Source organism: Paenibacillus suaedae (assembly GCF_032337355.1).
GTDB lineage: Bacteria > Bacillota > Bacilli > Paenibacillales > Paenibacillaceae > Paenibacillus_B > Paenibacillus_B suaedae.
This window is the reverse complement of record NZ_JAVYAA010000001.1, coordinates 130,399-153,770: the sequence shown is the minus strand read 5'-3', so window position 1 is coordinate 153,770 and position 23,372 is coordinate 130,399. Positions and strand designations below refer to the sequence as shown.

Here is a 23,372-nt window from a genome sequence, read left to right as displayed (position 1 = left end):
GCGTTCTCGTGCTATACATAAAAAACCTTCCATGTCGCTTGATTAGTCCCGCGAGCCTTGAGCTTGCTTGGATACGTGCACCTCATACAACAATCCGCTATCGAACAGCAATTCACGTATCTCTTCCTTCGTCATTGCCCCCTCTGCAGATGTGTATTCCCCCACAGCCATAGAAGGATACGACGCATAATGCTCATGCAGTCTCGGCAAGCCTAATAGAGGAAGAACGATCAAATAAGAATCATCCGCCTTCACGGTATGTCGGCTCTCACTTTCCGAGATGAGAATATCATGAATCTTCCCTTTGCCACTCGACGCTGAACCTGTAAAAATAAGCCGTACATCTCCCCCGCCACACATTTCTATAAATACCTCAGCCATATGCACTAGAGCGCATGACGGTATCTTCGTCGTGTACAGCTCGCCGCCAATTCCAGATTGCAGCGCCTTCAGCAATAAGGCGACGGCCTGCTCCATCGGCGTGAAGAAACAGGTCTTCCCCCGATCCATCATACTAACAAGCTTCTTATTCTTGATCTGATCCAGCAGTACATGAGGTACACTCCCGTGTGTTCCTAGAACATTGCTGCTGCGAACAGCGATAAATCTCGTGGATTCGCTCACGATGTTGGCGTTTATTATTACATTCTCACCCATCGCCTTCGTCATTCCATAGCAGCTCGTAGGCTCCACGGCTTGATCCGTCGATGCAAATATAACTGCCTTAACCTGATTCGCAATAGCGGCCTCAATCACATATTGTGTGCCAACCACATTCGTCTTCAACGCTTCTTGCGGGTGCTCCTCACAAAAGGATACATGTGTGAGCGCAGCGAGATGGAAGATATAATCGACCCCTTGGCATGCCTGATGGAGGGAGTCTTGATCGCGCACATCGCCAATCCAGAACGCCAGTCTTGCATCCTCAAACTTGCGGCTCATAATGAACTGGCTCGTCTCATTGCGCGAATATACGATAATTCGAGCAGGACGATGCAGCAATAATTGTTCAACGAGGGCGTAGCCCAATGAACCGGTTCCGCCTGTTACTAGAATCGTAGCATTAGCTAACACGCCGTTCCCTCCTATAGATATAGGTTGCTGGTGCAAAATGAAGATTATACTACTTATAAAATGCACCCATAGATAGAAGGGTTTGGACAAACGATAGGTAGGCATCGAAAATAGGCCGCCTTACCCCTCGCACCGATTGAACACTGTTCTTATCCCACTGCTTCACTTGACGCACAATAGTCGACATGTGATCGATCCATTCCATATAACGGTTCGCCGCCTCTACCTCTATCCCTTAAAGTGAGAGATAAATCGAGCGGATCTTGCGTGATATCTGTACAAACAGCAGCGCTACTGGTTGAGCTGAACGATAGTCTGGAAGGACGGCTGGACTTCGATATTCGCCCATCCACCACAGAGCCCTCAGCACCTATATAAACACCCGTGAACATATTCTGGGGGATACTGCACCCTACAATCTCTGCGATTCGCCAGCTCCCTGTATGTTGTTACTGGACTTCACCTGTTATAATTATGCCAAGGCGGCAATCATATGTTCATGGATGAGCGTCGCATATACACGACCACTATTAACACATGTTCAATTTTCAATACAAAAGGAGTGCGGCTTGATGAACTGGATGGAAGAAGTATTAAAGCGCAAGGACGATCTGCTGCAGGATCTGAAGGGATTGCTCAGCATCGAAAGTGTGAAGGATGCCAGCACGAGCGAACCTGGCAAGCCTATGGGGCAAAATGTAGCTCGCGCGCTTGATTATGTGCTGGACATGTCCCGTCGCGACGGATACCGTGTAACGAACCTGGACGGATATGTAGGCTACGCCGAATATGGCGAATCGACGAGTGGCGAATATGTCGCAGCACTATGCCATGTTGACGTCGTCCCTGCAACCGGACATTGGACAACCCCGCCATTCTCCCCTGACATTCGTGAGGGCAAGCTGTTCGCGCGTGGCGCCATTGATGATAAAGGGCCTACACTTGCAGCTTATTACGGCTTAAAGATTGTGAAAGAACTCGGCTTGCCATTGAAGCACAATGTGCGCGTTATCTTCGGTGCAGATGAAGAGAGCGGGATGGAATGCATGAAGACCTATACGAAGCGTGAGAAAATGCCGCTATACGGCTTCGCTCCAGATGCCGACTTCCCCATTACACATGCGGAGAAGGGTCAAATCAATACCCGCTTCCTGCTGAAGCCAGACGATTCTGCTTCCGGGCGTCAAGAGGGGCAGCTAGAGCTCGTATCCTTCCATGGCGGCGGTGTTGAGAATATGGTGCCGGAATCTGCAACAGCAACGATCTCTGGCGAATCAACTGCTCTTACAGAATTGGCAGCCAAGTTCGAGAGCTATTACACAGAGCAGCAATTGAAAGGTTCATCCGAAGTGAATGGCAATCAAATGACGCTCAGCCTCAAAGGGAAATCCGCCCATGGCATGGAGCCTCATCAAGGCATCAATGCTGCACTGAAGCTGTTCGGATTTTTGCGTTCGTACTCCTTCCAAGCCGATGCTGACCGCTACATTCGCTGCGTCGATGCTTATTTGACGGACGATCACTTGGGCAGCAAGCTGGGCATTGCGTATGAGGATGACATTACAGGGCCATTAACCGTCAATGCAGGTATTTTCGAATTCGGAGCGGACAAGCAGCCATTCTTCCATCTGAACATTCGCTTCCCAGTCACACAGGATCTACCGACGATTCTGGATACATTGGCAGCGAAGATGGATGCATTCGGCTTCCTCGTAGAGGAGCCTGACTTGAAGGAGCCGCATCATGTCGATGCAGAGCATCCAATGATCAAGGTGCTGCAGAAGATTTATGCGGAGGAAACACAGCTTGAGCCTACCTTGCTGACAACAGGCGGCGGTACATACGCTGCATTCATGGAATATGGAGTCGCATTCGGCGCCTTATTCCCAGGAAGAGAAGAGATGGCTCACCGCGTAGACGAATACATCGAGATCGAGGATTTGTTGAAAGCAACTGCGATTTATGCCCGCGCCATTTATGAATTGGCGAACTTGGACGCATAACAATAACAGAGGTGTCATCCTGCTGAATACCATCAGCGGATGACACCTTTTCTACGTAAAAGACATTCTTATTTCAGTGCACTCAAATGTTCATGCACAAGCTTCCATTCGCCACTGGTTTGCTTGAACACATTGGTCGCTCTTCCGCTCCCTGCTGCCTGCTTCCCTTGATAAAGGCCGCTCCACTGATACGTGTACAAACAGACAGCCGTCTGTCCGTCCACGGCGATCCACTCCACATCTGTCGCACAATAGACTTCATCCTGAATCACGTCCCACGCATGTTCGAAATACGCCCTAATCTCAGCCATCGTTGAGCAGGTACGATCCGAGAACCAGTACACTGCACCATCATCCAAACATGCTTGCACATTTGTGAATTGATGCGTATTTGTCGCTTCGATGTAACGTTCCAATGCTTGCTTATAGCCCATTGAACTGTTCCCCTCCCCATTCATCTTATCCCATTATTTTCAACAACCAACTCGCGGGAATCAATCCAAAATTCTTCATGGAAGGGGTTCACCACCGTATACGAATGGAACGAAATAGTCAGATAAGCTGAGCTGTTACACAGCGTCTTCCCCATCCTTGACTTGGACAAGCGGTAATCGAATGATGAATGTGGTTCCTACACCAATCACACTATCCACCTCAATGGAGCCGCCATGCTTATCAATAATATTGTAGCTCACCATCAGTCCTAGCCCTGTCCCCGTATCCTTCGTCGTATAGAAAGGCTGACCCAGTCTGCTCACTTTATCTGCTGGAATCCCACAGCCTTCATCCTGTATGGATATAGCCGCATAGTCGCCCTCCAGCTTGGCTCGTACATAAATGCTGCCTCCCCCTGACATCGCTTCGATTGCGTTTTTGATCAAATTAATGAACACCTGCTTAATCTGATTCGGTTCACAATCCACCCAAAGCGCCTCTTCCGATAAATCGGTTACAATATTGCTGTTCTTCAAAGTGGATTGCACACTCATAAAGGCGATGATTTGTTCCATGAGATGGATCAGATCTGTCCTTCGACTATTGACCACATTTGGCTTCGCGAGAATGAGCAGCTCATTGGCAATTACTTCGATGCTCTTCAGCTCGGATTCCACGATATCGAAATACTGCTCCTTATCTGTCTTCATCGTACGCATCAGCTTCAGGAAGCCGTTAATCGACGTCAGTGGATTCCGAATTTCATGCGCAATGCCGGCAGCAAGCTGCCCCACGATGGACAACTTCTCGGACTGCAGCATTCGCTCCTCTTCCTTGCTCCGATCGGTTATATCTTGATAGACCCCTATAGTCGCCTTCTCCCCATGAAATGTCGTGGGCAGCGAGAAACCTTCAACCCGCTTCATCTCTCCGTTTGCACATCGGATATCATATTTTACTGGCCCGAGCTTAATACCCTCCCGATACTTGCGTCTTCGCTCATACACAAGGTTGTGATTCGTAGGCTCAACAATATCAAGCACTGGCTTGCCAAGAATGCCGGCTGCTTCATCCGCACAAATTAAATTAATCGAGGCACGGTTCATATAATGTATAATTCCATTATGCGTCACGATGACAGCGAGGGGCAGCATTTCCAATAACGATTGGAAGGAATCCTCCTTCTCCCTCAGGATCGCTTCCGTCTGCAGATGCACTCGTTCTGTCTGTTTGCATACCGTAATATTTTGAAATTGAGAAAAAAAGAAAAGCGGCTTGCCGCTCTTATCCAGGACAAGCGATACGGTAAGCAGCATCCATATCACTTCTCCTAACTTGCCTATGTAACGTTTCTCAATATGAAAAGACGAAATCTGTCTGTCCAGCAGCTGCTGAATATGTAGGATACTCTCTTCCAGATCGTCTGGATGGGTAATATGCTGATAGTCCAGAGAGAGCAATTCACTTTCTGTATAGCCGATCATATCGCATAAGGCTTGATTTGCATTCATAAATCGTCCTTCCAGCGAGACGATCGCCATCCCGATCGATGCATTGTTAAAAGCTAAATCGAACATATCAATTTGCTCCAAATGCATGTAAATCTCCCCTCCAATTCATCACAAACCCACATTTACCCATTTATCATTATAAATCGCTCTTCCTATCATCATCAATTAAAATCTTGCCAAATTCCCACAATCGGCGCAAAGAGGTACCGGCTCACCTGCATCAATATAAACTGGTACCCATAAAGCGAGTGGATCAGTGCGCAGATTGTTGGAAGATAGCCTACGAGAAGGACGGAATCAAGGGACTAGCGACTTGCGCAAGAACCAAAGGCGTAAAAAAGGATGACCCCTGAACGATACAGGAATCATCCCTTAAGTGTGGCTTAACTTTTGTTACGGCTCCAACAGGTCGTATTTCGTTTTGAGTGCAACAATTAAAAAGGCTCATGTCAGTTTCGTGTAAAATGGGAGTTATCATACACCCATTCATACAGAAGAACAAACATGAGCTACACCCATCTTAGCATAATTGAACGTAGTAAATTAGAAGACCAAGGCTTCAATGAGAACGGCAATCGCCCTTGTAAATGTCTAGGTTGGATACCTGCTAACGAAGCTTTCATGAATGAGCTGTCGCACATTGCTTGACAATCCCGTCTAACTAATAAACCGCAATTGGCCCATAGGGACCATCAATAATTTCTATTTTCGTTTCAAAAATATCTGTCAAAACCTCTGGATCCATAACCTCTTCTACTGTTCCAAAAGCGGCAATTTGTCCATCCTTCATTGCACAAATTCGATCAGAATATTTGGCTGCAAAATTAATATCATGCATAACAGTCAGAATTGTTCTTCCAAATTCATTAGCAGCAAGCCTCAAATGCTCCATCATTTGAACAGAACGAGCAACATCAAGATTGTTCAGCGGCTCGTCCAAAAGTACATATTCAGTCTCTTGGCACAGAACCATTGCTACATATGCCCGCTGCCTTTGACCACCAGAAAGCTCATCTAAATATCTATTTTCTAGATCAGTCAATCCTAAAAAATCGATATATTTAGAAATAATAGCCTCATCCTCTTTCGTTAATCTTCCCTTGGAATAAGGAAAACGTCCAAATCCAACTAGTTGTCTAATCGTAAGCCTCGTTACAAAATGATTTTCTTGACGCAAAATCGTTAAAATCTTTGCTAAGTCTTTTGATTTAGATTCAGTAACATCCATATTTGCTACCTTAATTTGGCCTTCATCCAAATCCAAAAGTCTTCCAATCATCAACAGTGTCGTAGACTTTCCAGCACCATTTGGTCCAATTAATGAAGTGAGACCCGCTTTTGGTATTTCAATATTCAAAGGCCCTATTTTCACCTTGTCCGAATACAATTTTCTAACATTATCAATCTTTATCATAGAGCCCTCTTCCTTAAAACTGCAATTAAGAATATGATTCCACCAAATAATTCAATAATAACGGAAACGACGCCTTGGGCATTGAATACATGATACATTAAGAAGTATGCACCGGTTATTATCAAAAACCCTATAGCAAGAGACATTGGAAAAACATATCTATGATCATAGGTTGGCGCTGCTTGATAAGTCAAAGTTGCAACTAAAAATCCATAGAAAGTAAGTGGTCCAATCAAAGCCGTTGAAATTGACATCAAAATAGAAACTAATATAAGCGTATAAATGATACTCGATTGATGCTTTACTCCAAAAGAAGTAGAGACATCCTTTCCAAGTGACAATACATTTAGATTCTTAGAATGAGCAAGAATTAACAATGCTACAATGATTACTATAGGAATTACAATAGGAAAATAGGCAGCGTCTGCATGATTAACAGAACCAAACAATCTAGCCTGTAAAATATCAAACTCAGAAGGCGAAAGAAGTCTTCTCATAAAAGAAGACACAGATCTTAGCCCAGTGCCGATAATAATTCCAACCAAAAGCATAAGCTGCAAGTTTCCGTACTTTCCAGACAGCAACCACCCATAAAGGATCAAACTCATCATGACCATAACAATAACTTGAATGATAAAAGGTACAATACCAGTAAAATTCACCAATGCACCAACACCAAAGAAAAATATGGTGCTCGTATGTATGGTTGAGTATAGTGATTCAAAGCCTAAAAGTGAAGGGGTAATAATTCTATTATTCGTAATCGATTGAAAAGCAACAGTGGATAAACTCTGACAAATGGCAGCAATAATCATGGCAACAAGAGCTACCATCCTTCTTTTAGCAACTGGAATAAAAGAAGGTGAATCTATCGGAACTGGATTGTTATAAACTAAAAGTCCATATGAAGAAAGGAGGCCCAAAACAAGTAATGTTATGAGCAGTATCCAATAACGTTTTTCTTCTTGCTTAGAACGAAAAGCTCTAGCTGATCTATTTTTATTATGAAGGCTAGAATCGATAACGACATTGTCGTTATTTCTATATTCCAATGCGTTCATCTTAGCCTCCTTGGTTTTCTTTGTCTCAACAAAATAGCAATAAATACGACTGCACCCATTATTCCGAGTATTAAGGATACAGGTACTTCAAAAGGCATGATAATTGTTCGAGAAATGATGTCACAAACCGTTATTGTACCCATTCCTATCACACATACCCAAGGCAAATTACTTCTAAGATCGTCTCCCCTAAACATGGAAACAATATTGGGGACAATTAAGCCTAAAAAAGGTAAGTTTCCGATAACAGCTGCAACAATTCCAACTGCTAAAGAAATAAGACCCGTACCCAAAAGAACGACTCTATTGTAATTGACTCCAAGACTTGTTGCAACATCTTCCCCTAGTCCAGCTAAAGTCAGTCTATTCGCATACATAAAAATAAGAAACGTAACGACAACAATGATCCATAAATATTCATATCTTCCAATTTGGACTGCCGCAAAAGAACCTACAAACCAAGATTCAATACTTTGCGTACTTTGAAAAAGGAGGCCAATAAAAGTGGAAACTGCAGAAATGACAGCTCCAAGCATCAACCCAATAATTGGGACAATTAAAGACGAACGAAGTTTCACTCTTCTTAAAAATAAAAAGAAAATCATAGTTCCTATAAAAGAAAAAACAATTGCACCAGTCATTCTTAGAACTAACGTTGGTGCAGGAAATAATAAATAAACAACAAGAAGTCCTAAACCCGCCCATTCAATAGTTCCTGTTGTGGTAGGCTCAACTAAACGATTCTGTGTAATAAGTTGCATAACGAGTCCTGCCATGGCCATGGCAGCCCCAGTAAGCATTAATGCAGCTGTTCTTGGAACACGAGTAATGAAAAACATCTCCATTCCATCCTCTTGTCCGCGTATATCATAAACTCCGGTAAATAGAGATATAATTCCTAAAATAATAACAACGATAATCGCAAATATAAAGGGTTTTGTCCATAACTTGTTATGGTTATAAAGCCGGGGTTGAGAATTATTCTCAACCCCAGAAATTTTTTGTATTGTCTTTTTCAGCACGATGTTATGCTCCTTTAGACTACTTAGCTAAAGTACTTGCCATGTTTTTAAAGATCTCAATGAAAGTTTGGATTGATTCATTTGTATAAGTGTCATTTGGTGCAAATATAATCTGTCCTTTAGAAACAGCAGTTACTTTTTGAAGAGCAGGTGAATTATTAATCACATCTTTTGCGGGAACAGCTTCACTTTCAGAAGATATTGCAGCATCACGATCTAGTACGAAAATCCAATCCGGATTACTTTTTGCAATAGCTTCAACAGAAATCTCATCACCTTTATGACCTGATGTAGCATTTGCAATTTCTAAAGCTGGTTTCCATCCAAACATTTCAAACATAGGTCCCCAAACACGTCCAAAACGTGGAGCTGAGAAGCCAATATTCCCACCAGAAACTTCAACACCCATAACTGTAGCCGTTCCGTTATAGGCAGACTTAGCGTCTTCGATAGATTTATCAAAATCAGCTACCAATTGTTTAGCTTCTTCATTTTTATCAAAAATTTGTCCTAAAATAATTGTGGAATCCTTAAGTCCTTTTACTAAGTTATCCCCAGGCTTATCAGCTTTCTCAGAAACATCAAAATTCAGATCAATAACGACTGCATTCGGCACTAATTTTTTAATCGATTCATAATGGTTAGCAAATCGTTGACCGACAATGACAAGTTCAGGGTTTGCAGCAGCGATAATTTCAAGATTTGGTTCACGGTGATTCCCAATGTTTTGAACTGCTTCATCTTTTACATACGGTGATTCCTTAGGCATTACATCCTTTGGAGCAGCTGCTAATTTAATGTTCCAATCAGCCAAAGTTTCAAAAGTTCTGCTATCCAGAGCAATTACATTTTTAGGGTTTACAGGAACAGTAACCTTTCCATGAGCATCAGTAATTTCAACCGTTGAAGCTTTAGCAGCTTGGTTTTCTTGCCCAGTTGTTTCCGTTTTTCCATTTCCATTACTTGAAGTTGAGCAAGCTGCCAACATTACAACAAAAATTGCTAAAAAAACAGTTACTTTAAATTTTCCCATTTTCCATACTCTCCCCTTATATAATCTTAATAGTCAAACGGATTATTGAATTGATGAAATTATTATCTATGTATGTTTTTATGCGTGACTTAAATTATGATTATCTCTATTTCACTATGGTGCACAGCGACAATATAAAAACAGTATCGATAATGATTATCAATTGCAACACTATACTTAGTATATCAATTCAAAATATATTGTCAATTATTTATTGCCAGCTTACATAAATTTATGGAACACCAGGCTATATAAGCCCAGTTAATCACAGAAGATTGTCCCACGAAAAAGCTATGACCAATAAGGGACAAATCATAACACTGCCAAGGGAATTTCTTATATGATTATAGAAGCTGTTATTAATCTAGCGATAACGATTGCTGCCGCCTGCCTGTGTGTTATATTCGTTTTTGCAAAAGTAATTTATCAAAGAGTCGTCATGATTGGCGTAATTAAGGGGTGAGATCATGTCCACATCGCAGATTGCGTTGTCGGTCATGTCGTACAACATACGACATGGTGAAGGAATGGATCACATGTATGCTGCGAACCGCATCGTGGAAGTGATTCGTGCGTCTGGAGCAGACATCATCGGTTTGCAAGAGGTCGACCGTTATTATTCAGCTCGAAGTAATTACGAGGATACCATCGCGGTGCTCGCTGAACAGATCCTTTCACATCAGCATTACCCACTCAGCAGCGATGAGAGTGAACAGCGCGGTCTGCTTGCAGCTGTTCTTGATGTAGACGGAATAAATCTACATTTCTACACTACACATTTGGGATTAGCACAATCGGAACGGGTCGAACAAGTGAAGGAGATAATCAACATCGTCGCGAGCCATACAATGGAACCGTGCATCATTACGGGAGATTTCAATGCACATCCAGACTCTGTTGAAGTTGCTAGCATGTCTCCAGCATTCTGCAGCGCTTTCGCAGATGAGCATGATGCCTTCACCTTCCCTGCAGGCAATGCTGTCGAGACGCTCGATTACATATTCGTCAATCATCAATCGGGAAATATCGAAGATAGAACGGTTATTCATTCTTCACTTGCATCGGATCATTATCCGATTGCAGCCAAGCTGCTGCTATAGCGCCGAACCGTTATAGGGTTCATATCGCTCATCCACCCGCACAACAAAAGGCTGCTCCAGAGATAGAATCTCATTGAGAGCAGCCCCATTTAACGATAGGCCCGATGAGTGACAATCCCGGGGCTCCATAGGAATGGAAATATCCCTGCGTTCTCTTAAAGCGTTTGTTGCAAAGATCCAGTTCGCCGCCAAGCCTAATGTATCCATGACCTCTATTGCTTACAAGACATCACTTGGAATGCTTCGATTAGAAATACCTGTTCTTCCTCTGTAAATGGAATGAGGATGTTTGATTGATTCTTTGGTGCATCTGCCTGCGCCACCGATGCAGGGCTTATTTTCGCAACGGTATATTCGTACAGCTCCATAAATCGCTTCATGAAACGCTGTGCTTCCCCCGAATCTGGACTTACCTGGCTTGCAATCAGCTGTTTCAATTCCGTGAGCAATGCAAAATACTTTCGATCCAGTTCTGCACGTTCTTCATTGCGAAAATTATAAATCGGATTGCCCTCTAGGTTGTGCGACTCTATGTGCTCTTCTTCCCACAGAATCGAATGCACGATAAAGCAGAACAACCGCAAATCAATGATAGGATGATTCGAAATGATCGTCCCCATATGATCCAATTGATCTATCATGAGCTGAATCCGCTCCTGCTCCGCTATAAGCTCCTTTTTCTTGAACGCAATCACGCTGCGAATATGCGCTTGTTCTACCTGTGGCTTGTCTAATAAATCAGCGATATCTTTCAAGGAAAAACCGATGAACTTCAATGCTTGGATTTGCTGCAAGCGGCTGAGATCATCTGCATTGTACAGCCTGTGTCCGCCTTCTTTGTAATCACTTGGTGTTAGCAGCCCAAGCTTGTCATAGTATCTAAGCGTTCGAATGGTCATTCCTGTGCGGGCAGACAACTGCCCGATCGTCAGCATATCGGTTGTCATGGGGTTTCCTCGATTCTGTCTACTTTTTCAGGTAAGGTATGGCTGGATAACGATAGGCTTTCTTAAGAGCAATCCTTATCATTGCATATAAAATGATCACCGTTTCAACAAGTAAGACTATGTACTTGAACCATGGCGGCAGTGCATAGCTCACAATAAAGAACGGCAAAATGGTTAAATGAAAATTCAATGCTGTGCGGCTAGCATCACGATAATACGATTCTGTCCTTATTGTCACGAGGAACATTACAAGAGGTGGCAGGACGCCAAGAATTAATGAGATGGCCAGCATGAATTGGACGATTGCAATTTCTTTGCGTGTTGGTTTGTTCATCGATTGTCACCTTTCTACTTGAATTTCTCAAGTACTAGCATAAAAGGTGACGCGAGTAGAGGTTCAACCCCTTGCCTATAAGCGGTATGACAACAGCAACATTACGGTCATTGAGTCCTTCTGGACTCATGGAATTAATTTATCTATAACTGATAGGCTCATATTAAAAACGCCGACTGGGGGGAAAAGCATAAAGAGAGAGTTCTTGATGCTAGAACGATGGAAGACGAAAAGCTCTAAATAAAACAAAGAGTTACGCAAAAAGAGGGAGGGATACAAGAAAAACTGTACAGACCGAACAAAGAAAAATTCAGAGGAAGCTTCGGAGATAGATTGATAAGGGGGAAACTGAATCGAAAACGGAAATGCGAATCGAGCGAGTACCTAGAGATTCGAAATAGTCGCGAAAGAATGGGGAAGCGGATCAAAATAAAATATCCGCTGGAGAAGCTGCCAGCGGATAAGATATGACATCGGTAAAGTCGACCAAGCTGCTGCTGTTCCGGTCTGCTATACCTGCTTCTGCAAGGTTCGCTGAGCCTTGCTTACAATTCGCGCTGTTGCCTTTGAGTCAGACTCATTCGTCCAGCGCTCGCACAGCTCCCTTACCCAGTCCGGATTCGTCTTGCTCGCATCATTCAGCCAGTTGCCAACCGAATCCTGCACATACTTCGCCGGATCAGATCTGAGAGGCTCTAGCAGCGGAAGCGCCTGCCAAGGACTCTGCTTCAATGCCTCAATATGCTTCGTCCACACGCCTCGTGGACGCGTCGCTTCCGTAGCGAATCTCCGTACATTGGCATCCGTATCAGATGTCCAAGTGGATAAGATGGATATGGCTCCCGACAAATTCGACTCGATATGAGCGCGCACAGCCATCCATGCAATCTCCCTAACGCCGAAATGGGAGTCAGCCGCAAATCGGTGAATACGTGACAATGCTTCGTCGATAGACATGGAGTCATCACCGCCTGCCATGTAAGCCCCCCAGCATCGAACGGAATCCGAGCGATGTTCGGCGATCGCCATAAACGGCTTGGAATCTGTGACGGGCGCATCCTCGGTGCTGCAAGATTCATATAGTCGCTGCCCGATAAGCCGTATCGCCTTCATGCGGCGTATACTATCCGTTTCCTTTATTTCTAGAAGCAGATCGGGAAGCTTCTTCTCTAAGCCAACTTCCGGCAATACATGCTCCAGCAAAGTCATATGATCTACAGCAAGCCACTCTGTTAAATTCACGCTTTCTAACCTTCCTGAATGTAATAGCTGCTGGACTTCAACCGGAATATTCGCTTCTTTCGTTGCACCTTTTCGCTGCATAATCGTATCTGGGATGGAACAATCCAATTCAATTTCCTCCTTTGCATCAGGACGAGGTAAATCTGACTCATCTTCATAGAGAACATATCCCTTACGTATTCTACAAATGGAAATGGATCCCTCTATCCTGTTCCCTTCCCTCTGCTCTCTAACCTCCTCCAATAAAAAACGACCGTTTCCCATCAGGGAAACAGCCGTTGTATAACAGATGAAATCATCTGCTTCATATAGAATGACATCAATTACTTGCTAAGCGTATCTGTCAGTACAGGCACGATTTGCTTCTTACGGGAAACAACGCCCTTCAGCAATGCCGTATTGTTTTCCAACGTAACATTGTACGCTTTCTCAACTGCTTCTGTCTTTGAACCAAGTGCCAGCGCCACAGAGTCACTGTTCAAGATATCTGTTACCACGAATACGAAGAGGTCAAGACCTTTCGTTGCGATAATGTCGTTCAAAGCCGCTTCCACTTCAGCTTGGCGGGACAACACATCGTTCACGTCTACTGCGTTCACTTGTGCGATTTCAACCTTGGAGCTGCCCATGGAGAATTCTTTCGCATCAAGAGAGATCAGCTCAGCAATTGTTTTCTGGCTCAAGTCAGCACCAGCTTTGAGCATGTCCAATCCGTACTTCTCAACGTCTACACCAGCGATCTCAGCCAACTCGCGAGCAGCTGCTACGTCTTGCTCCGTGCAAGTTGGGGATTTGAACAGCAAGGAATCCGAGATGATTGCAGACAGCATCAAGCCAGCGATGTTTTTGCTGATCGTTTTGCCGTTTTCTTTGTACATTTTGTTCAAGATCGTCGCTGTGCAGCCTACAGGCTCAGCACGGTAGTACAATGGACCGCTTGTCTCAAAGTTCGCAATGCGGTGGTGGTCGATAACTTCAAGCACTTCCACTTGTTCGATATCGTTTGCACTTTGCTGACGCTCGTTATGGTCAACAAGAATAACCCCTTTTACTTCATTCGCTACCGTCTCTACCAGACGAGGCGCTTCTGCTTGGAAGGTATCCAAAGCAAATTGTGTTTCTCCGTTCACACTGCCAAGACGAACGGGTTCAACGTTGAGGCCCAATTGTGTTTTCAAGTCTGCATATGCGATTGCGGAGCAAATCGTATCGGTGTCTGGATTTTTATGTCCGAAAATAAGTACCTTTTCCATTTCGCTAACTCCCTTTTTACACGAGATTTGTAGTGAGAAGAGTATAACGTAGATCGTCTTCCTCATTCAAGATTATACCGCAAATGTTGGTAAAATCCCATTCCATTAGTAGGAATATTATTGTGAAATAAACGGTGTTGAGCGCAGAAAAGCAGTGTCTTGCACTTGATCTACGAGAAACCGTGCAACATGGGTATTTGATATTTTCGTACCCGGCATATCATATCGGTCAACCTTTACTGGCTTCATGACATCGCGTTCATGCACAAACGGCAATCGCACAAGCGTCCAATCTAGATCGCTATCCCGAAGCACGCCGAGCTCCCGCTGCCTGTCCCGAATAAAGTCCCCATAAAGTAAGCGAAATAAGCGTGCACCCATTCGGTTCATCCAGGACTTGCGATCCCCTTCAATATCAAGCGATCCTCCTGCAACCCCAATGTACCTTCGAATACCTGCTTCCTTCATGGTTTTCAACAAGCGCAGCGTCACTTCACTATAGATTGGCTTGTCCCGCATTGGCTGACCAAATGCATTAACTACAGCATTACTGCCTGCCAGGAGAGAACGAATTGCAGTTTCGTCCGATACGTTTCCTTCTATTATAATGGCGTGCGGTGACTTCAATTGGACTCGCTCTGGACGACGAGCTAGAATGCGAACCGTATATCCTTGTTCAATTGCTGTCGCAGCCACATGCTTCCCTACTGTACCTGTTCCTCCTACGATCGCAATCGTTTGCCTAGACAATATCCTTCTCCCCCATTCTTAGAAATGCCAATATTCTTTGATACGTGTCCACCCATAAAACGATCCATATTTTTCATATAAGTGCATACTTCCCCCACCATGTCATTCTGACGCCGAGAACTTGTTTCGGTTCTGCCTTTACAATACCTTATCACCCGCTTGATGTTGGTTTAACTTTGTTTGTTTATGATTAGAGACGTAAACAGAAGGAAAACAAAACGAAAACTAAATGAAAAAGGAGTCATGAACTCATGCGAACTCATCGTTTCATGAAATGGACAGCAACCGTACTTGCTTCCGCATTTTTGCTTGCAGGCTGCTCATCTGGACAAGCTGCGAACGAAGCAGTCGACGCTTCCAAGCTGACCTTGGATCAAATTGTGGAAAAGGCCAAACAAGAAGGGCAAGTCAACTCGGTCGGCATGCCTGACACTTGGGCGAACTGGGTGCAAACCTGGAACGATTTAGGAACGAAATATAGCTTGAAACATACGGATACAGATATGTCCAGTGCTGAAGAACTGGCGAAGTTCGAGTCGGAGAAAGACGACGCAACCGCTGATATCGGCGACGTCGGTATCGCATTCGGACCGCTTGCGAAGCAAAAAGGTCTAACACTGCCATACAAAACATCTTACTGGAACGACATTCCGGACTGGGCTAAAGATGATGAAGGACACTGGCTGCTGGGCTACACGGGTACATTGTCCATCATTACAGATAAGAACAAAGTGGCAAACCCGCCGAAATCTTGGGCAGACATTAAAAATGGAACATTCAAAGTCGCTGTTGGCGACGTGATGAAGGCAAACCAGGCGCAATTCGCAGTTCTTGCTGCTGCTTACGCATTCGGCGGTGACGAGAAGAACATTCAACCGGGCATCGACTTCTTCGCAGAGCTGGCGAAACAAGGCCGTCTCGCTTCCAATGATGCAGGTCTTGCGAACTTGGAAAAGGGCGAAGTCGAAGTTGGATTCCTGTGGGACTTCAACGCACTAGGCTACCGTGACAAAATCGACAAGAACCGCTTCGAAGTTGTCATCCCGCAGGAAGCTTCTGCAACAAGCGGCTATGCAACGGTTATTAACAAGTACTCGAAGCATCCGCATGCAGCGATGCTGGCACGTGAATACATTTTGTCCGATGAAGGACAATCCAACTTGGCTCGTGGCTATGCTCGTCCAATCCGCTCCAACGCGAAGCTGGCTGTCGATGCAAAGGCATTGCTTCTCCCGGATGAAATGTACAAAAACGCACAGCCTGTGAAAGATTTGAAGGCATGGGAAGAAACAACGAAGCAGCTTCCACAGCTGTGGCAGGAGCAGGTACTCATTCATGTCAAATAACATCACGAACCGCTCGCCCAATCACAATAAGCTCATCTTCATCATGTTGGATGGCCTGCGCTATGACACCGCCGTCACGCAGATGGGGTATATACATCACTTGGTGGAATACGGCAAGGCAGCGCGCTACAAAGTGCGCTCCGAGCTGCCAAGCCTGTCTCGCCCGCTCTATGAGGTGCTGATGACCGGAACTCCGGTATGGCGCCACGAGATTGCAACGAACCAGACTGTGCGGTTATCGCACGAGCGCAGTCTGTTCCACTTAACTCGGGAACAAGGACTTACGAACGCGACTGCTTCTTACTATTGGGTAAGCGAGCTGTATAACTCAGCTCCATTCCACCCAGCTGTTGATCGCATTCAGCTCGATACAGACAAGCCGATTCAGCATGGCATCTTCTACTTCGAAGATCACTATCCTGACTCGCACCTGTTCGCTGATGCGAACTTCTTGCTCATGCAATATGCTCCAGACTTCTTGTATGTCCATTCGATGAACATTGATGATGACGGACATAAGTTCAGTGGAGATTCGGCGCAATACCGCAACCGGGCACTGGCGGCGGACATTATTCTTGCAAGCGTGCTGCCAGCTTGGATGGAGGCAGGCTATCAGATTATTGTTACGGCTGACCATGGCATGAACAATGATGGCAATCACGGCGGAACGACAGACGCCGAACGCCATGTTCCACTGTTTGTCATTAGCAATCTGGTGACCCCTGGCGTCTATGAACAGGAAGTACCTCAATTGCAGTTGGCACCACTTGCCTGCCGCTTGCTTGGCATTGCCCCATCAGAAGCGATGCAGCCGCTATCTATGTTGGAGTTCAGGCCGGCGTCTCCGTAAGGGGACGCCTTTTGTTCACCGGTTCGCTTTTGATCACGAAGTAAATCAGGAGGTAACTCGACATCGAATCTTGCACTCACTCTCGAACTCCGCTGCTCATGTAGTCTCGCCTACACTCCGCTGCTCGTTCTTCGAGTTTATGCAACCTTCTCGGTGCTGAAAAGCGAACTTTTGATCATTCTAGAAAGATTACGTGCAGTGTGGCACGAAGGCTTTCTAGAATGGAAAAAAACATACCTTTAGACGCGGTCGCTCATCATGGGTTACCTCGATAGAAGTTTTTTTATCACGAAGCAAATCAGGATGTAACATTACAGGAAAGGAGTACGCGCATGAAACGGATCAACAGCATGCTGTACATCACGATTATCCCGCTGCTTATCTTTGTGGCGCTATTCATGTTCGTCCCGCTCTTCACGATGATTTCGGGAAGCTTTCAAGAGGATGGCGGCGGGGCATTTACATTCAATCAATACAAAGAAATTTTTACGAACCCCTATTACTGGAAGGCATTTGAGAACAGCATTCTCATCTCCCTGCTGTCCAGCCTTATCGGCATCATTGCCGCCGTATTTGCAACGTATGCCCTTACCCGCTTTCCGAAGCGCGTACAAGAGCGGCTGCTTGTCATTACGAACCTTACATCGAACTTCGCAGGCATCCCGCTCGCCTTCGCCTTCATCGTCCTGCTTGGCAATAGCGGATTGTTCACGCTGCTGTTCCGCCAATTCGGCATTGACATGTCGGAATCATTCAATCTGTATTCATGGTCGGGATTGACCGTTATTTATGTGTATTTCCAGCTTCCGCTGGCCATTATGCTGCTCTATCCGATGTACCATGCGATTCAAGACAACTGGAAGGAAGCCGCTTCCCTGCTGGGCGCATCCCCCTTTCAATTTTGGAAGCGTATCGGTCTGCCTGTACTTCTGCCGGGGATCGCGGGTACATTCAGTATCTTGTTCGCGAATGCCATGGGTGCATATGCCTCAGCTTATGCCTTGACAGGAAGCAACTATAACCTTGTCCCCGTACGTATTGGCGCACTCGTATCTGGGGACATCTTCGCCCGTCCCGAGCTCGGCAGCGCCTTGGGCGTACTGCTCGGCTTGACGCTGCTTGCAGCCATGCTCGTCAATGAATGGCTGACGCGCAAAGTTCGGAGGGATCTGCTATGAAACGATTGACTCATTCTCTGCCAACACTAGCCTTTGCAGCGGTATTGCTCTATTTGTTCATTCCGGTCATCGCTACCATGCTCTATTCCTTGGCGACATCGTGGAATCAAACCATTCTACCCGAAGGCTTAACATTGAAATGGTTCGGCGAGCTGTTCCAGGATACACGCTTCATGCAGGCATTCGGTCGTTCCCTGCTGCTCAGCAGCGTCGCTACCGTAACAGCGGTCATCGTCATTGTGCCGGCTACGTTCGCGATTTCCTTGTACGCACCGAAGCTAGAGCGCTGGGTTCAGACGCTCGTCATGCTTACCTATGCCGTTCCTGGCGTTATTATGGCTGTCGGCTTGATTCGCGCCTACTCTGGCAAAGGCTTCTCCATGATTATCATCGTCTTCGGTGCTTATGTCATCGGCATGCTGCCGTTCATGTATCAAGGGACGCGCAACAGCTTGCGCGCTGTTCAGGCAGGATCATTGATGGAAGCTGCTGAGTTACTAGGAGCCAGCCGCATGAAGGCATTCCTGCGCGTGATTGTTCCGAACATTATGCCGGGCATTCTTGTATCCGCACTCCTCTCCTTCTCGATTCTATTCGGAGAGTTCGTGCTCATTAATATTCTCGTCGGAGGACGCTTCGAGACCATGCAGCTCTTCCTGTACGCACAGCTGAACAAGAGCGGCCATATCGCGAGCGCCATTACCGTAACCTACTTCATTCTGATGGCCATATTGAGCGCGTGGATCGTGAAGCTGACGGGCCGTACTTCCAAGCCAGTCGCAGAGCCTGAAGAAGACATCGTGAGCAGCAGCATTCCGACTACCCAAGCAGCAATGAGCAGGGAGGCTTCTTAAATGAGCTACGTACAGATGAATCAAGTAATCAAGACGTTCCATAAACAAAAGGTGCTGAACAGCATTGATCTTCATATTCAAAAAGGCGAACTGGTGACACTCCTCGGCCCAAGCGGCTGCGGCAAAAGCACATTGCTTCGCATCCTGTCTGGACTGACTCCGCTCGATGGAGGGACGATTCACATTGATGGTAAAGATGTGACAGGGATCGAACCGAAGGATCGGGAGATCGGCATGGTGTTCCAGTCCTATGCGCTGTTCCCCAATATGACGGTAACCGACAACATTGCCTTCGGCTTGACGATGAAGAAGATGCCGCGTGATGCGATTCGCCAGGCAGTTGGCGAAATGATTGAGCTCACCGGGCTTCAAGGCAAGGAGAAGTCTTTCCCCCGTGAGCTCTCTGGTGGGCAGCAGCAGCGTGTCGCACTTGCCCGCTCGCTTGTTACGAAGCCAAAGGTATTGCTGCTGGACGAGCCGCTTAGTGCGCTTGACGCGCAAATTCGTAAAAACCTGCAGCAGCAGCTGCGCTCCATTCAACGTGAATTGAACATGACAACAGTACTTGTCACGCATGACCAAGAAGAAGCGATGGCCGTTAGCGACCATATATACATCATGAATGCAGGCAATATCGCGCAGCATGGCTCTCCGCAGGAGATTTATACGCAGCCAAGCAGCGAGTTCGTCGCAAGATTCATTGGCAGCTATAACGTATGGAATGCCGAAGCCTTGGGGCAAATTGTACCGGACTACTCGCTTGCAGACAGCAAGCTGTATGCCATTCGACCAGAGACGTTCTGCGAGCAGCCGCTCGTTGGCGGCATGGCCGTAACAGGAACGGTACGCAATGTGACCATGCTTGGCAATATTACGCGGATGGAACTAACGGTTCAGGGTCAGCATGTCGTCGTCGATCAGATTCATCGCAATTCCGATTGGGTGAGCGTCGGCTCTACCACGACGGTATACCTCCATCCGAAGGACGTGATTCCGCTTCATGATGCTACTGCCTGAAGAACGTAGACAGCATATTTTAGAACAGCTGAATCGACATGGCAAAATTCAAGTTGCTTCCCTCGCCAGCGTGTTAACGGTTACGCCCGAGACCATTCGCAGGGATCTCGACGAGTTGGAAGCAAAGCAGATGCTTAAGCGCGTGTACGGAGGCGCGGTTGCGTATTCGCATGTGAAGATTGAACCTCATTTTGATAAAAAACGAAGCATCGAGCAGTCGGCAAAGAAAGCAATCGGGGAAGCTGCAGCCGCGCTCATTCAAGACGGAGATACGATCGTGGTCGATGTAGGCACGACGACTGTTGAGCTTGTTCGCGCTATACGCGGTGTCGTCGGCGTTACGATCGTGACGAATTCTATTCCTGCTGCCGAACTGCTCATGGAACGGCTGGAAGCCAAACGATTTGACGGCAAAGTCATCGTACTCGGGGGAGTTACGCATCCAGAGCAGAAATCGATTGCAGGCGCCTTAACCTGTGAACTGCTTACACGCTTCCACTTCGATAAGGCATTCATCTCCTGCGCAGGAATGACACCAGCGGGAATCAGTGATTACGACATGGAGGAATCGATCTGCTCCACCTTAATGATTGAGCAATCCGAGCAGGCATATGTGCTTGGAGATTGTACCAAGCTCGGGGAGACACAGCTGTGCCGCATCTGTGACATGAGCAAGGTCACCGCCATCATATGCGATGCACCAATGCCGGATAAATGGAAGCGCAGCGGATTGCAAGTAGGTTGGATTACGACGGCTTGCGAGCCATAAGAACATAGCGAAGTTATATGTCGAAGTAACACATCACTTCATACATCACGAATGAGCCACTATGACATAGGATGGGATGCGATCATTATGCTGTATTATGTAGACTACCATATGCATTTGGAGGAAGGCCCTTATTCGTTCCGCTGGCTTGATCGTACGAATCAAGCATTCGATCACTTCCATCCAATTGCTGAACCACTCCATTCCCGTGCATGGCTCGAAGCGAGTTATGCGCGTATGCATACAAGACTGCAGCGAGGAGCTTATGACGAATCATGGCTCGATCTCTATTTGCAAGAAGCGCTGCGCAAAGGACTGCGGGAGGTCGGAATCGTAGATCATCTCTATCGGTTTCGAGAGACGCTCCCCTACTTCGAACGTCACCTCGATATCGGAGACTCCCCGCTTGGTCGCCTTCAGCATACATGGCTGCATCAAGTATGCACCGAGCGGATGGAGGATTTCGCAGCTGCCATTCAGGCTGCGAAGTCGAGATGGGCCGCACAGGGTGTCGAGCTCCGTCTCGGATTAGAGGCGGATTATTTTGCAGGTGGAGAGAAGGACCTAGAATCATTCATTGCGATGGCGGATTGGGACTACGTGATCGGGTCGATTCACTATGTGGATGGATGGGGATTCGATAATCCCGAGACTCAGTTCCGCTTCGAGCAGGTTGATCTGTGTGAACTGTACGGACGCTTTTTCGATGATGTCGAACGAATGATTAACAGCGGTCTGTTCGATATTGCCGCCCATTTAGACAATTTGAAAGTATTTAATTATCGCCCAGCTGAGGAGCTGCTTCTCCCGTACTACGAGCGAATCGCACAAGCATTGAAACGGACAAATACAGCTACAGAGGTAAATGCAGGACTGTTCTACCGCTACCCGGTCAAGGAGATGTGTCCGAGTTCCTCCTTTATCGATGTTCTGCTTCGACATGATGTCCCCTTTACCCTATCATCGGATTCTCACTTTCCAGACGACGTCGGCAAATACGTGGCGGACAATGCCCTTATGCTTCAGCAGCGCGGTCAAGCCGAAATTGCCACATTCTATCAGCGCAAACGCATCATGCGACCGCTCGCAACTTCGACTTCTTAATAAAGAAAACGCAAAGCGAGCTGCCCTTTCTCCTATCCCATGAAAAACAATCCCCGGCGCAACGACTGCACCGGGGATTTCATGTATATTATTTTATTTTCTTTCGAACCGGTTCGAATAACTGCAGCCAATAAGCGTTGCTGCTTCCTGCCGGGCTGTCATTTCGTATATGCTCCTCCAAGCAGAATCTTGCCTCCGAATCAGGCTCGTAGTCTGGATGCTCGTTCAATTTCTCCATCAATAATTGCCACGATCCCGTAATATCATCTGTACTCTCCATCATGGCATACACCCCGCCGGAGAACCTAGCCTCCGCCAAATGACTTGGTATATCGATATTTTCTGGAATGGAGGCATATGCACCATAACCGTAAACGTTCGATTCAACGTCAGGGAGTGGTTCTTCATTTTTTCCAAATAGCCGTGCCGTTCCTTGCAGTTCAGCTTGCACGAGCCAGTCCGCTAATGATTCGATCGCTTCTTCTTCTGGTGATGCGCTTACGACAACATGGCAAGCCATTCTCATTGGTGGAAGGGTTACGAATTTGATCGATGCTAGAGAATAACTCCACTGATTACTCATTGGCATTGTCACCTCATGCTTCATATTTGAATGTAGGGACGGTACATGACTTAATTGCAACAGCAATTGAGCAGTAATCGGTTCATTGAGGTACTTGTACGACTGCTCCAACCATTTCCTCAATGTTATTTCCTTCGATATGCACTCATTTTTGTGCTCAATCATCTCGTGTGCATACTGAGTCATTACCTGATGTGCGGTTCGGAACGTCATATCCGCCAGCACCACTTTAATCTCTCTAATCCCAATATTGAACCCTCTTAACCAGGCTGTAATACGGATTGCAAGCACGGTCTGTTCATCATATATCCTCCAGCCAGAACTGTCGCGCTGACTTGCGAATAGCCCTTGCGACTCCCAATGGCGCAGGGTACGGCTCGTCACACCGATTTCCTGCGATAATTTATCGATTCCTATCATGTTGCTCATCACTATCATCAACCTCTGTCACTTGACGTATCATAAGGCGCCTTATGAGGTTATTGTATCAGT

Annotated in this window: 22 protein-coding genes; 9 read left to right on the top strand and 13 right to left on the bottom strand. The window is 46.1% G+C overall.

The genetic code is table 11. The annotated features are described in order from the left end of the window. Nucleotides 1-42: 42 nt before the first annotated feature. Nucleotides 43-1,074, bottom strand: a complete 1,032-nt coding sequence (locus RQP50_RS00695) for a polysaccharide biosynthesis protein (RefSeq protein WP_072727496.1) — start codon at nucleotides 1,072-1,074, stop codon at nucleotides 43-45. Between the two features lie 572 nt (nucleotides 1,075-1,646). On the opposite strand from RQP50_RS00695, the gene pepV reads away from it, so the two are divergent. Beyond that, nucleotides 1,647-3,077: a dipeptidase PepV gene (pepV, locus tag RQP50_RS00690; RefSeq protein ID WP_072727497.1), complete on the top strand. Its 1,431-nt coding sequence runs from the start codon at nucleotides 1,647-1,649 to the stop codon at nucleotides 3,075-3,077. Nucleotides 3,078-3,145: 68 nt separating this feature from the next. Here pepV and RQP50_RS00685 read toward each other — a convergent pair whose 3' ends face one another. From RQP50_RS00685 to RQP50_RS00660, 6 genes are all read right to left on the bottom strand, one after another. Next, complete coding sequence (locus tag RQP50_RS00685) at nucleotides 3,146-3,511, bottom strand: YybH family protein (protein WP_021254776.1); 366 nt, start codon at nucleotides 3,509-3,511, stop codon at nucleotides 3,146-3,148. 135 nt (nucleotides 3,512-3,646) lie between these two features. After that, nucleotides 3,647-5,110: a PAS domain S-box protein gene (locus RQP50_RS00680; protein WP_315742470.1), complete on the bottom strand. Its 1,464-nt coding sequence runs from the start codon at nucleotides 5,108-5,110 to the stop codon at nucleotides 3,647-3,649. 574 nt (nucleotides 5,111-5,684) lie between these two features. Continuing rightward, nucleotides 5,685-6,437 carry an iron ABC transporter ATP-binding protein gene (locus RQP50_RS00675; RefSeq protein ID WP_021254779.1) on the bottom strand — a complete coding sequence of 251 codons (753 nt, stop codon included), beginning with the start codon at nucleotides 6,435-6,437 and terminating at the stop codon, nucleotides 5,685-5,687. Then, on the bottom strand, nucleotides 6,434-7,498 hold the full coding sequence (locus tag RQP50_RS00670) for an iron chelate uptake ABC transporter family permease subunit (protein WP_021254780.1): 1,065 nt from the start codon (nucleotides 7,496-7,498) through the stop codon (nucleotides 6,434-6,436). The genes RQP50_RS00675 and RQP50_RS00670 overlap by 4 nt, the downstream gene beginning before the upstream one ends. Further along, a complete protein-coding gene (locus RQP50_RS00665; RefSeq protein WP_370510394.1) occupies nucleotides 7,495-8,505 on the bottom strand; it encodes an ABC transporter permease in 1,011 nt (336 codons plus the stop codon). The genes RQP50_RS00670 and RQP50_RS00665 overlap by 4 nt, the downstream gene beginning before the upstream one ends. 34 nt (nucleotides 8,506-8,539) lie before the next feature. Continuing rightward, on the bottom strand, nucleotides 8,540-9,553 hold the full coding sequence (locus tag RQP50_RS00660; RefSeq protein WP_072727500.1) for a siderophore ABC transporter substrate-binding protein: 1,014 nt from the start codon (nucleotides 9,551-9,553) through the stop codon (nucleotides 8,540-8,542). A gap of 467 nt (nucleotides 9,554-10,020) precedes the next feature. On the opposite strand from RQP50_RS00660, the gene RQP50_RS00655 reads away from it, so the two are divergent. Continuing rightward, nucleotides 10,021-10,653: an endonuclease/exonuclease/phosphatase family protein gene (locus RQP50_RS00655; protein ID WP_315742465.1), complete on the top strand. Its 633-nt coding sequence runs from the start codon at nucleotides 10,021-10,023 to the stop codon at nucleotides 10,651-10,653. Nucleotides 10,654-10,865: 212 nt separating this feature from the next. Here RQP50_RS00655 and RQP50_RS00650 read toward each other — a convergent pair whose 3' ends face one another. The 5 genes from RQP50_RS00650 to RQP50_RS00630 form a co-directional block, all read right to left on the bottom strand. Continuing rightward, the gene (locus RQP50_RS00650) at nucleotides 10,866-11,600 is read right to left on the bottom strand and encodes a MerR family transcriptional regulator (protein ID WP_315742463.1); all 735 of its coding nucleotides are present in this window, start codon (nucleotides 11,598-11,600) and stop codon (nucleotides 10,866-10,868) included. A gap of 19 nt (nucleotides 11,601-11,619) precedes the next feature. After that, nucleotides 11,620-11,934, bottom strand: a complete 315-nt coding sequence (locus RQP50_RS00645; RefSeq protein WP_315742461.1) for a DUF4870 domain-containing protein — start codon at nucleotides 11,932-11,934, stop codon at nucleotides 11,620-11,622. A 510-nt stretch (nucleotides 11,935-12,444) separates the two neighbouring features. Then, nucleotides 12,445-13,284 carry a DNA alkylation repair protein gene (locus RQP50_RS00640; protein WP_315742459.1) on the bottom strand — a complete coding sequence of 280 codons (840 nt, stop codon included), beginning with the start codon at nucleotides 13,282-13,284 and terminating at the stop codon, nucleotides 12,445-12,447. A 215-nt stretch (nucleotides 13,285-13,499) separates the two neighbouring features. Then, nucleotides 13,500-14,429, bottom strand: coding sequence for a manganese-dependent inorganic pyrophosphatase (locus RQP50_RS00635; RefSeq protein ID WP_315742457.1), 930 nt, complete (start codon nucleotides 14,427-14,429; stop codon nucleotides 13,500-13,502). 117 nt (nucleotides 14,430-14,546) lie between these two features. After that, a complete protein-coding gene (locus tag RQP50_RS00630; protein WP_072727505.1) occupies nucleotides 14,547-15,179 on the bottom strand; it encodes an NAD(P)-dependent oxidoreductase in 633 nt (210 codons plus the stop codon). A gap of 251 nt (nucleotides 15,180-15,430) precedes the next feature. On the opposite strand from RQP50_RS00630, the gene RQP50_RS00625 reads away from it, so the two are divergent. The 7 genes from RQP50_RS00625 (at nucleotide 15,431) to RQP50_RS00595 (ending at nucleotide 22,297) form a co-directional block, all read left to right on the top strand. Beyond that, a complete protein-coding gene (locus tag RQP50_RS00625; protein ID WP_072727506.1) occupies nucleotides 15,431-16,525 on the top strand; it encodes an ABC transporter substrate-binding protein in 1,095 nt (364 codons plus the stop codon). Then, nucleotides 16,515-17,375: an alkaline phosphatase family protein gene (locus RQP50_RS00620; protein WP_315742451.1), complete on the top strand. Its 861-nt coding sequence runs from the start codon at nucleotides 16,515-16,517 to the stop codon at nucleotides 17,373-17,375. The genes RQP50_RS00625 and RQP50_RS00620 overlap by 11 nt, the downstream gene beginning before the upstream one ends. Nucleotides 17,376-17,707: 332 nt before the next feature. Next, nucleotides 17,708-18,553 carry an ABC transporter permease gene (locus tag RQP50_RS00615; protein ID WP_315742449.1) on the top strand — a complete coding sequence of 282 codons (846 nt, stop codon included), beginning with the start codon at nucleotides 17,708-17,710 and terminating at the stop codon, nucleotides 18,551-18,553. Further along, nucleotides 18,550-19,407, top strand: coding sequence for an ABC transporter permease (locus RQP50_RS00610; protein ID WP_315742447.1), 858 nt, complete (start codon nucleotides 18,550-18,552; stop codon nucleotides 19,405-19,407). The genes RQP50_RS00615 and RQP50_RS00610 overlap by 4 nt, the downstream gene beginning before the upstream one ends. Then, nucleotides 19,408-20,424: an ABC transporter ATP-binding protein gene (locus tag RQP50_RS00605; protein WP_072727510.1), complete on the top strand. Its 1,017-nt coding sequence runs from the start codon at nucleotides 19,408-19,410 to the stop codon at nucleotides 20,422-20,424. Beyond that, nucleotides 20,408-21,193 (top strand): DeoR/GlpR family DNA-binding transcription regulator, encoded by a 786-nt coding sequence (locus RQP50_RS00600; protein ID WP_065290123.1) that lies wholly within the window; start codon nucleotides 20,408-20,410, stop codon nucleotides 21,191-21,193. The genes RQP50_RS00605 and RQP50_RS00600 overlap by 17 nt, the downstream gene beginning before the upstream one ends. Before the next feature lie 87 nt (nucleotides 21,194-21,280). Further along, nucleotides 21,281-22,297, top strand: coding sequence for a histidinol phosphate phosphatase domain-containing protein (locus tag RQP50_RS00595; protein WP_315742444.1), 1,017 nt, complete (start codon nucleotides 21,281-21,283; stop codon nucleotides 22,295-22,297). Nucleotides 22,298-22,385: 88 nt separating this feature from the next. On the opposite strand, the gene RQP50_RS00590 is transcribed toward RQP50_RS00595, so the two are convergent. Beyond that, complete coding sequence (locus RQP50_RS00590) at nucleotides 22,386-23,309, bottom strand: MerR family transcriptional regulator (protein WP_315742442.1); 924 nt, start codon at nucleotides 23,307-23,309, stop codon at nucleotides 22,386-22,388. Nucleotides 23,310-23,372 lie beyond the last annotated feature (63 nt).

Excerpts from the sequence above, each read along its gene's own strand:
- pepV (WP_072727497.1), top strand. The coding sequence starts at position 1,647 with ATGAACTGGATGGAAGAAGTATTAAAGCGCAAGGACGATCTGCTGCAG.
- RQP50_RS00685 (WP_021254776.1), bottom strand. The coding sequence starts at position 3,511 with ATGGGCTATAAGCAAGCATTGGAACGTTACATCGAAGCGACAAATACG.
- RQP50_RS00680 (WP_315742470.1), bottom strand. The coding sequence starts at position 5,110 with ATGCATTTGGAGCAAATTGATATGTTCGATTTAGCTTTTAACAATGCA.
- RQP50_RS00675 (WP_021254779.1), bottom strand. The coding sequence starts at position 6,437 with ATGATAAAGATTGATAATGTTAGAAAATTGTATTCGGACAAGGTGAAA.
- RQP50_RS00670 (WP_021254780.1), bottom strand. The coding sequence starts at position 7,498 with ATGAACGCATTGGAATATAGAAATAACGACAATGTCGTTATCGATTCT.
- RQP50_RS00660 (WP_072727500.1), bottom strand. The coding sequence starts at position 9,553 with ATGGGAAAATTTAAAGTAACTGTTTTTTTAGCAATTTTTGTTGTAATG.
- RQP50_RS00655 (WP_315742465.1), top strand. The coding sequence starts at position 10,021 with ATGTCCACATCGCAGATTGCGTTGTCGGTCATGTCGTACAACATACGA.
- RQP50_RS00650 (WP_315742463.1), bottom strand. The coding sequence starts at position 11,600 with ATGACAACCGATATGCTGACGATCGGGCAGTTGTCTGCCCGCACAGGA.
- RQP50_RS00645 (WP_315742461.1), bottom strand. The coding sequence starts at position 11,934 with ATGAACAAACCAACACGCAAAGAAATTGCAATCGTCCAATTCATGCTG.
- RQP50_RS00635 (WP_315742457.1), bottom strand. The coding sequence starts at position 14,429 with ATGGAAAAGGTACTTATTTTCGGACATAAAAATCCAGACACCGATACG.
- RQP50_RS00625 (WP_072727506.1), top strand. The coding sequence starts at position 15,431 with ATGCGAACTCATCGTTTCATGAAATGGACAGCAACCGTACTTGCTTCC.
- RQP50_RS00620 (WP_315742451.1), top strand. The coding sequence starts at position 16,515 with ATGTCAAATAACATCACGAACCGCTCGCCCAATCACAATAAGCTCATC.
- RQP50_RS00615 (WP_315742449.1), top strand. The coding sequence starts at position 17,708 with ATGAAACGGATCAACAGCATGCTGTACATCACGATTATCCCGCTGCTT.
- RQP50_RS00610 (WP_315742447.1), top strand. The coding sequence starts at position 18,550 with ATGAAACGATTGACTCATTCTCTGCCAACACTAGCCTTTGCAGCGGTA.
- RQP50_RS00605 (WP_072727510.1), top strand. The coding sequence starts at position 19,408 with ATGAGCTACGTACAGATGAATCAAGTAATCAAGACGTTCCATAAACAA.
- RQP50_RS00600 (WP_065290123.1), top strand. The coding sequence starts at position 20,408 with ATGATGCTACTGCCTGAAGAACGTAGACAGCATATTTTAGAACAGCTG.
- RQP50_RS00595 (WP_315742444.1), top strand. The coding sequence starts at position 21,281 with ATGCTGTATTATGTAGACTACCATATGCATTTGGAGGAAGGCCCTTAT.
- RQP50_RS00590 (WP_315742442.1), bottom strand. The coding sequence starts at position 23,309 with ATGAGCAACATGATAGGAATCGATAAATTATCGCAGGAAATCGGTGTG.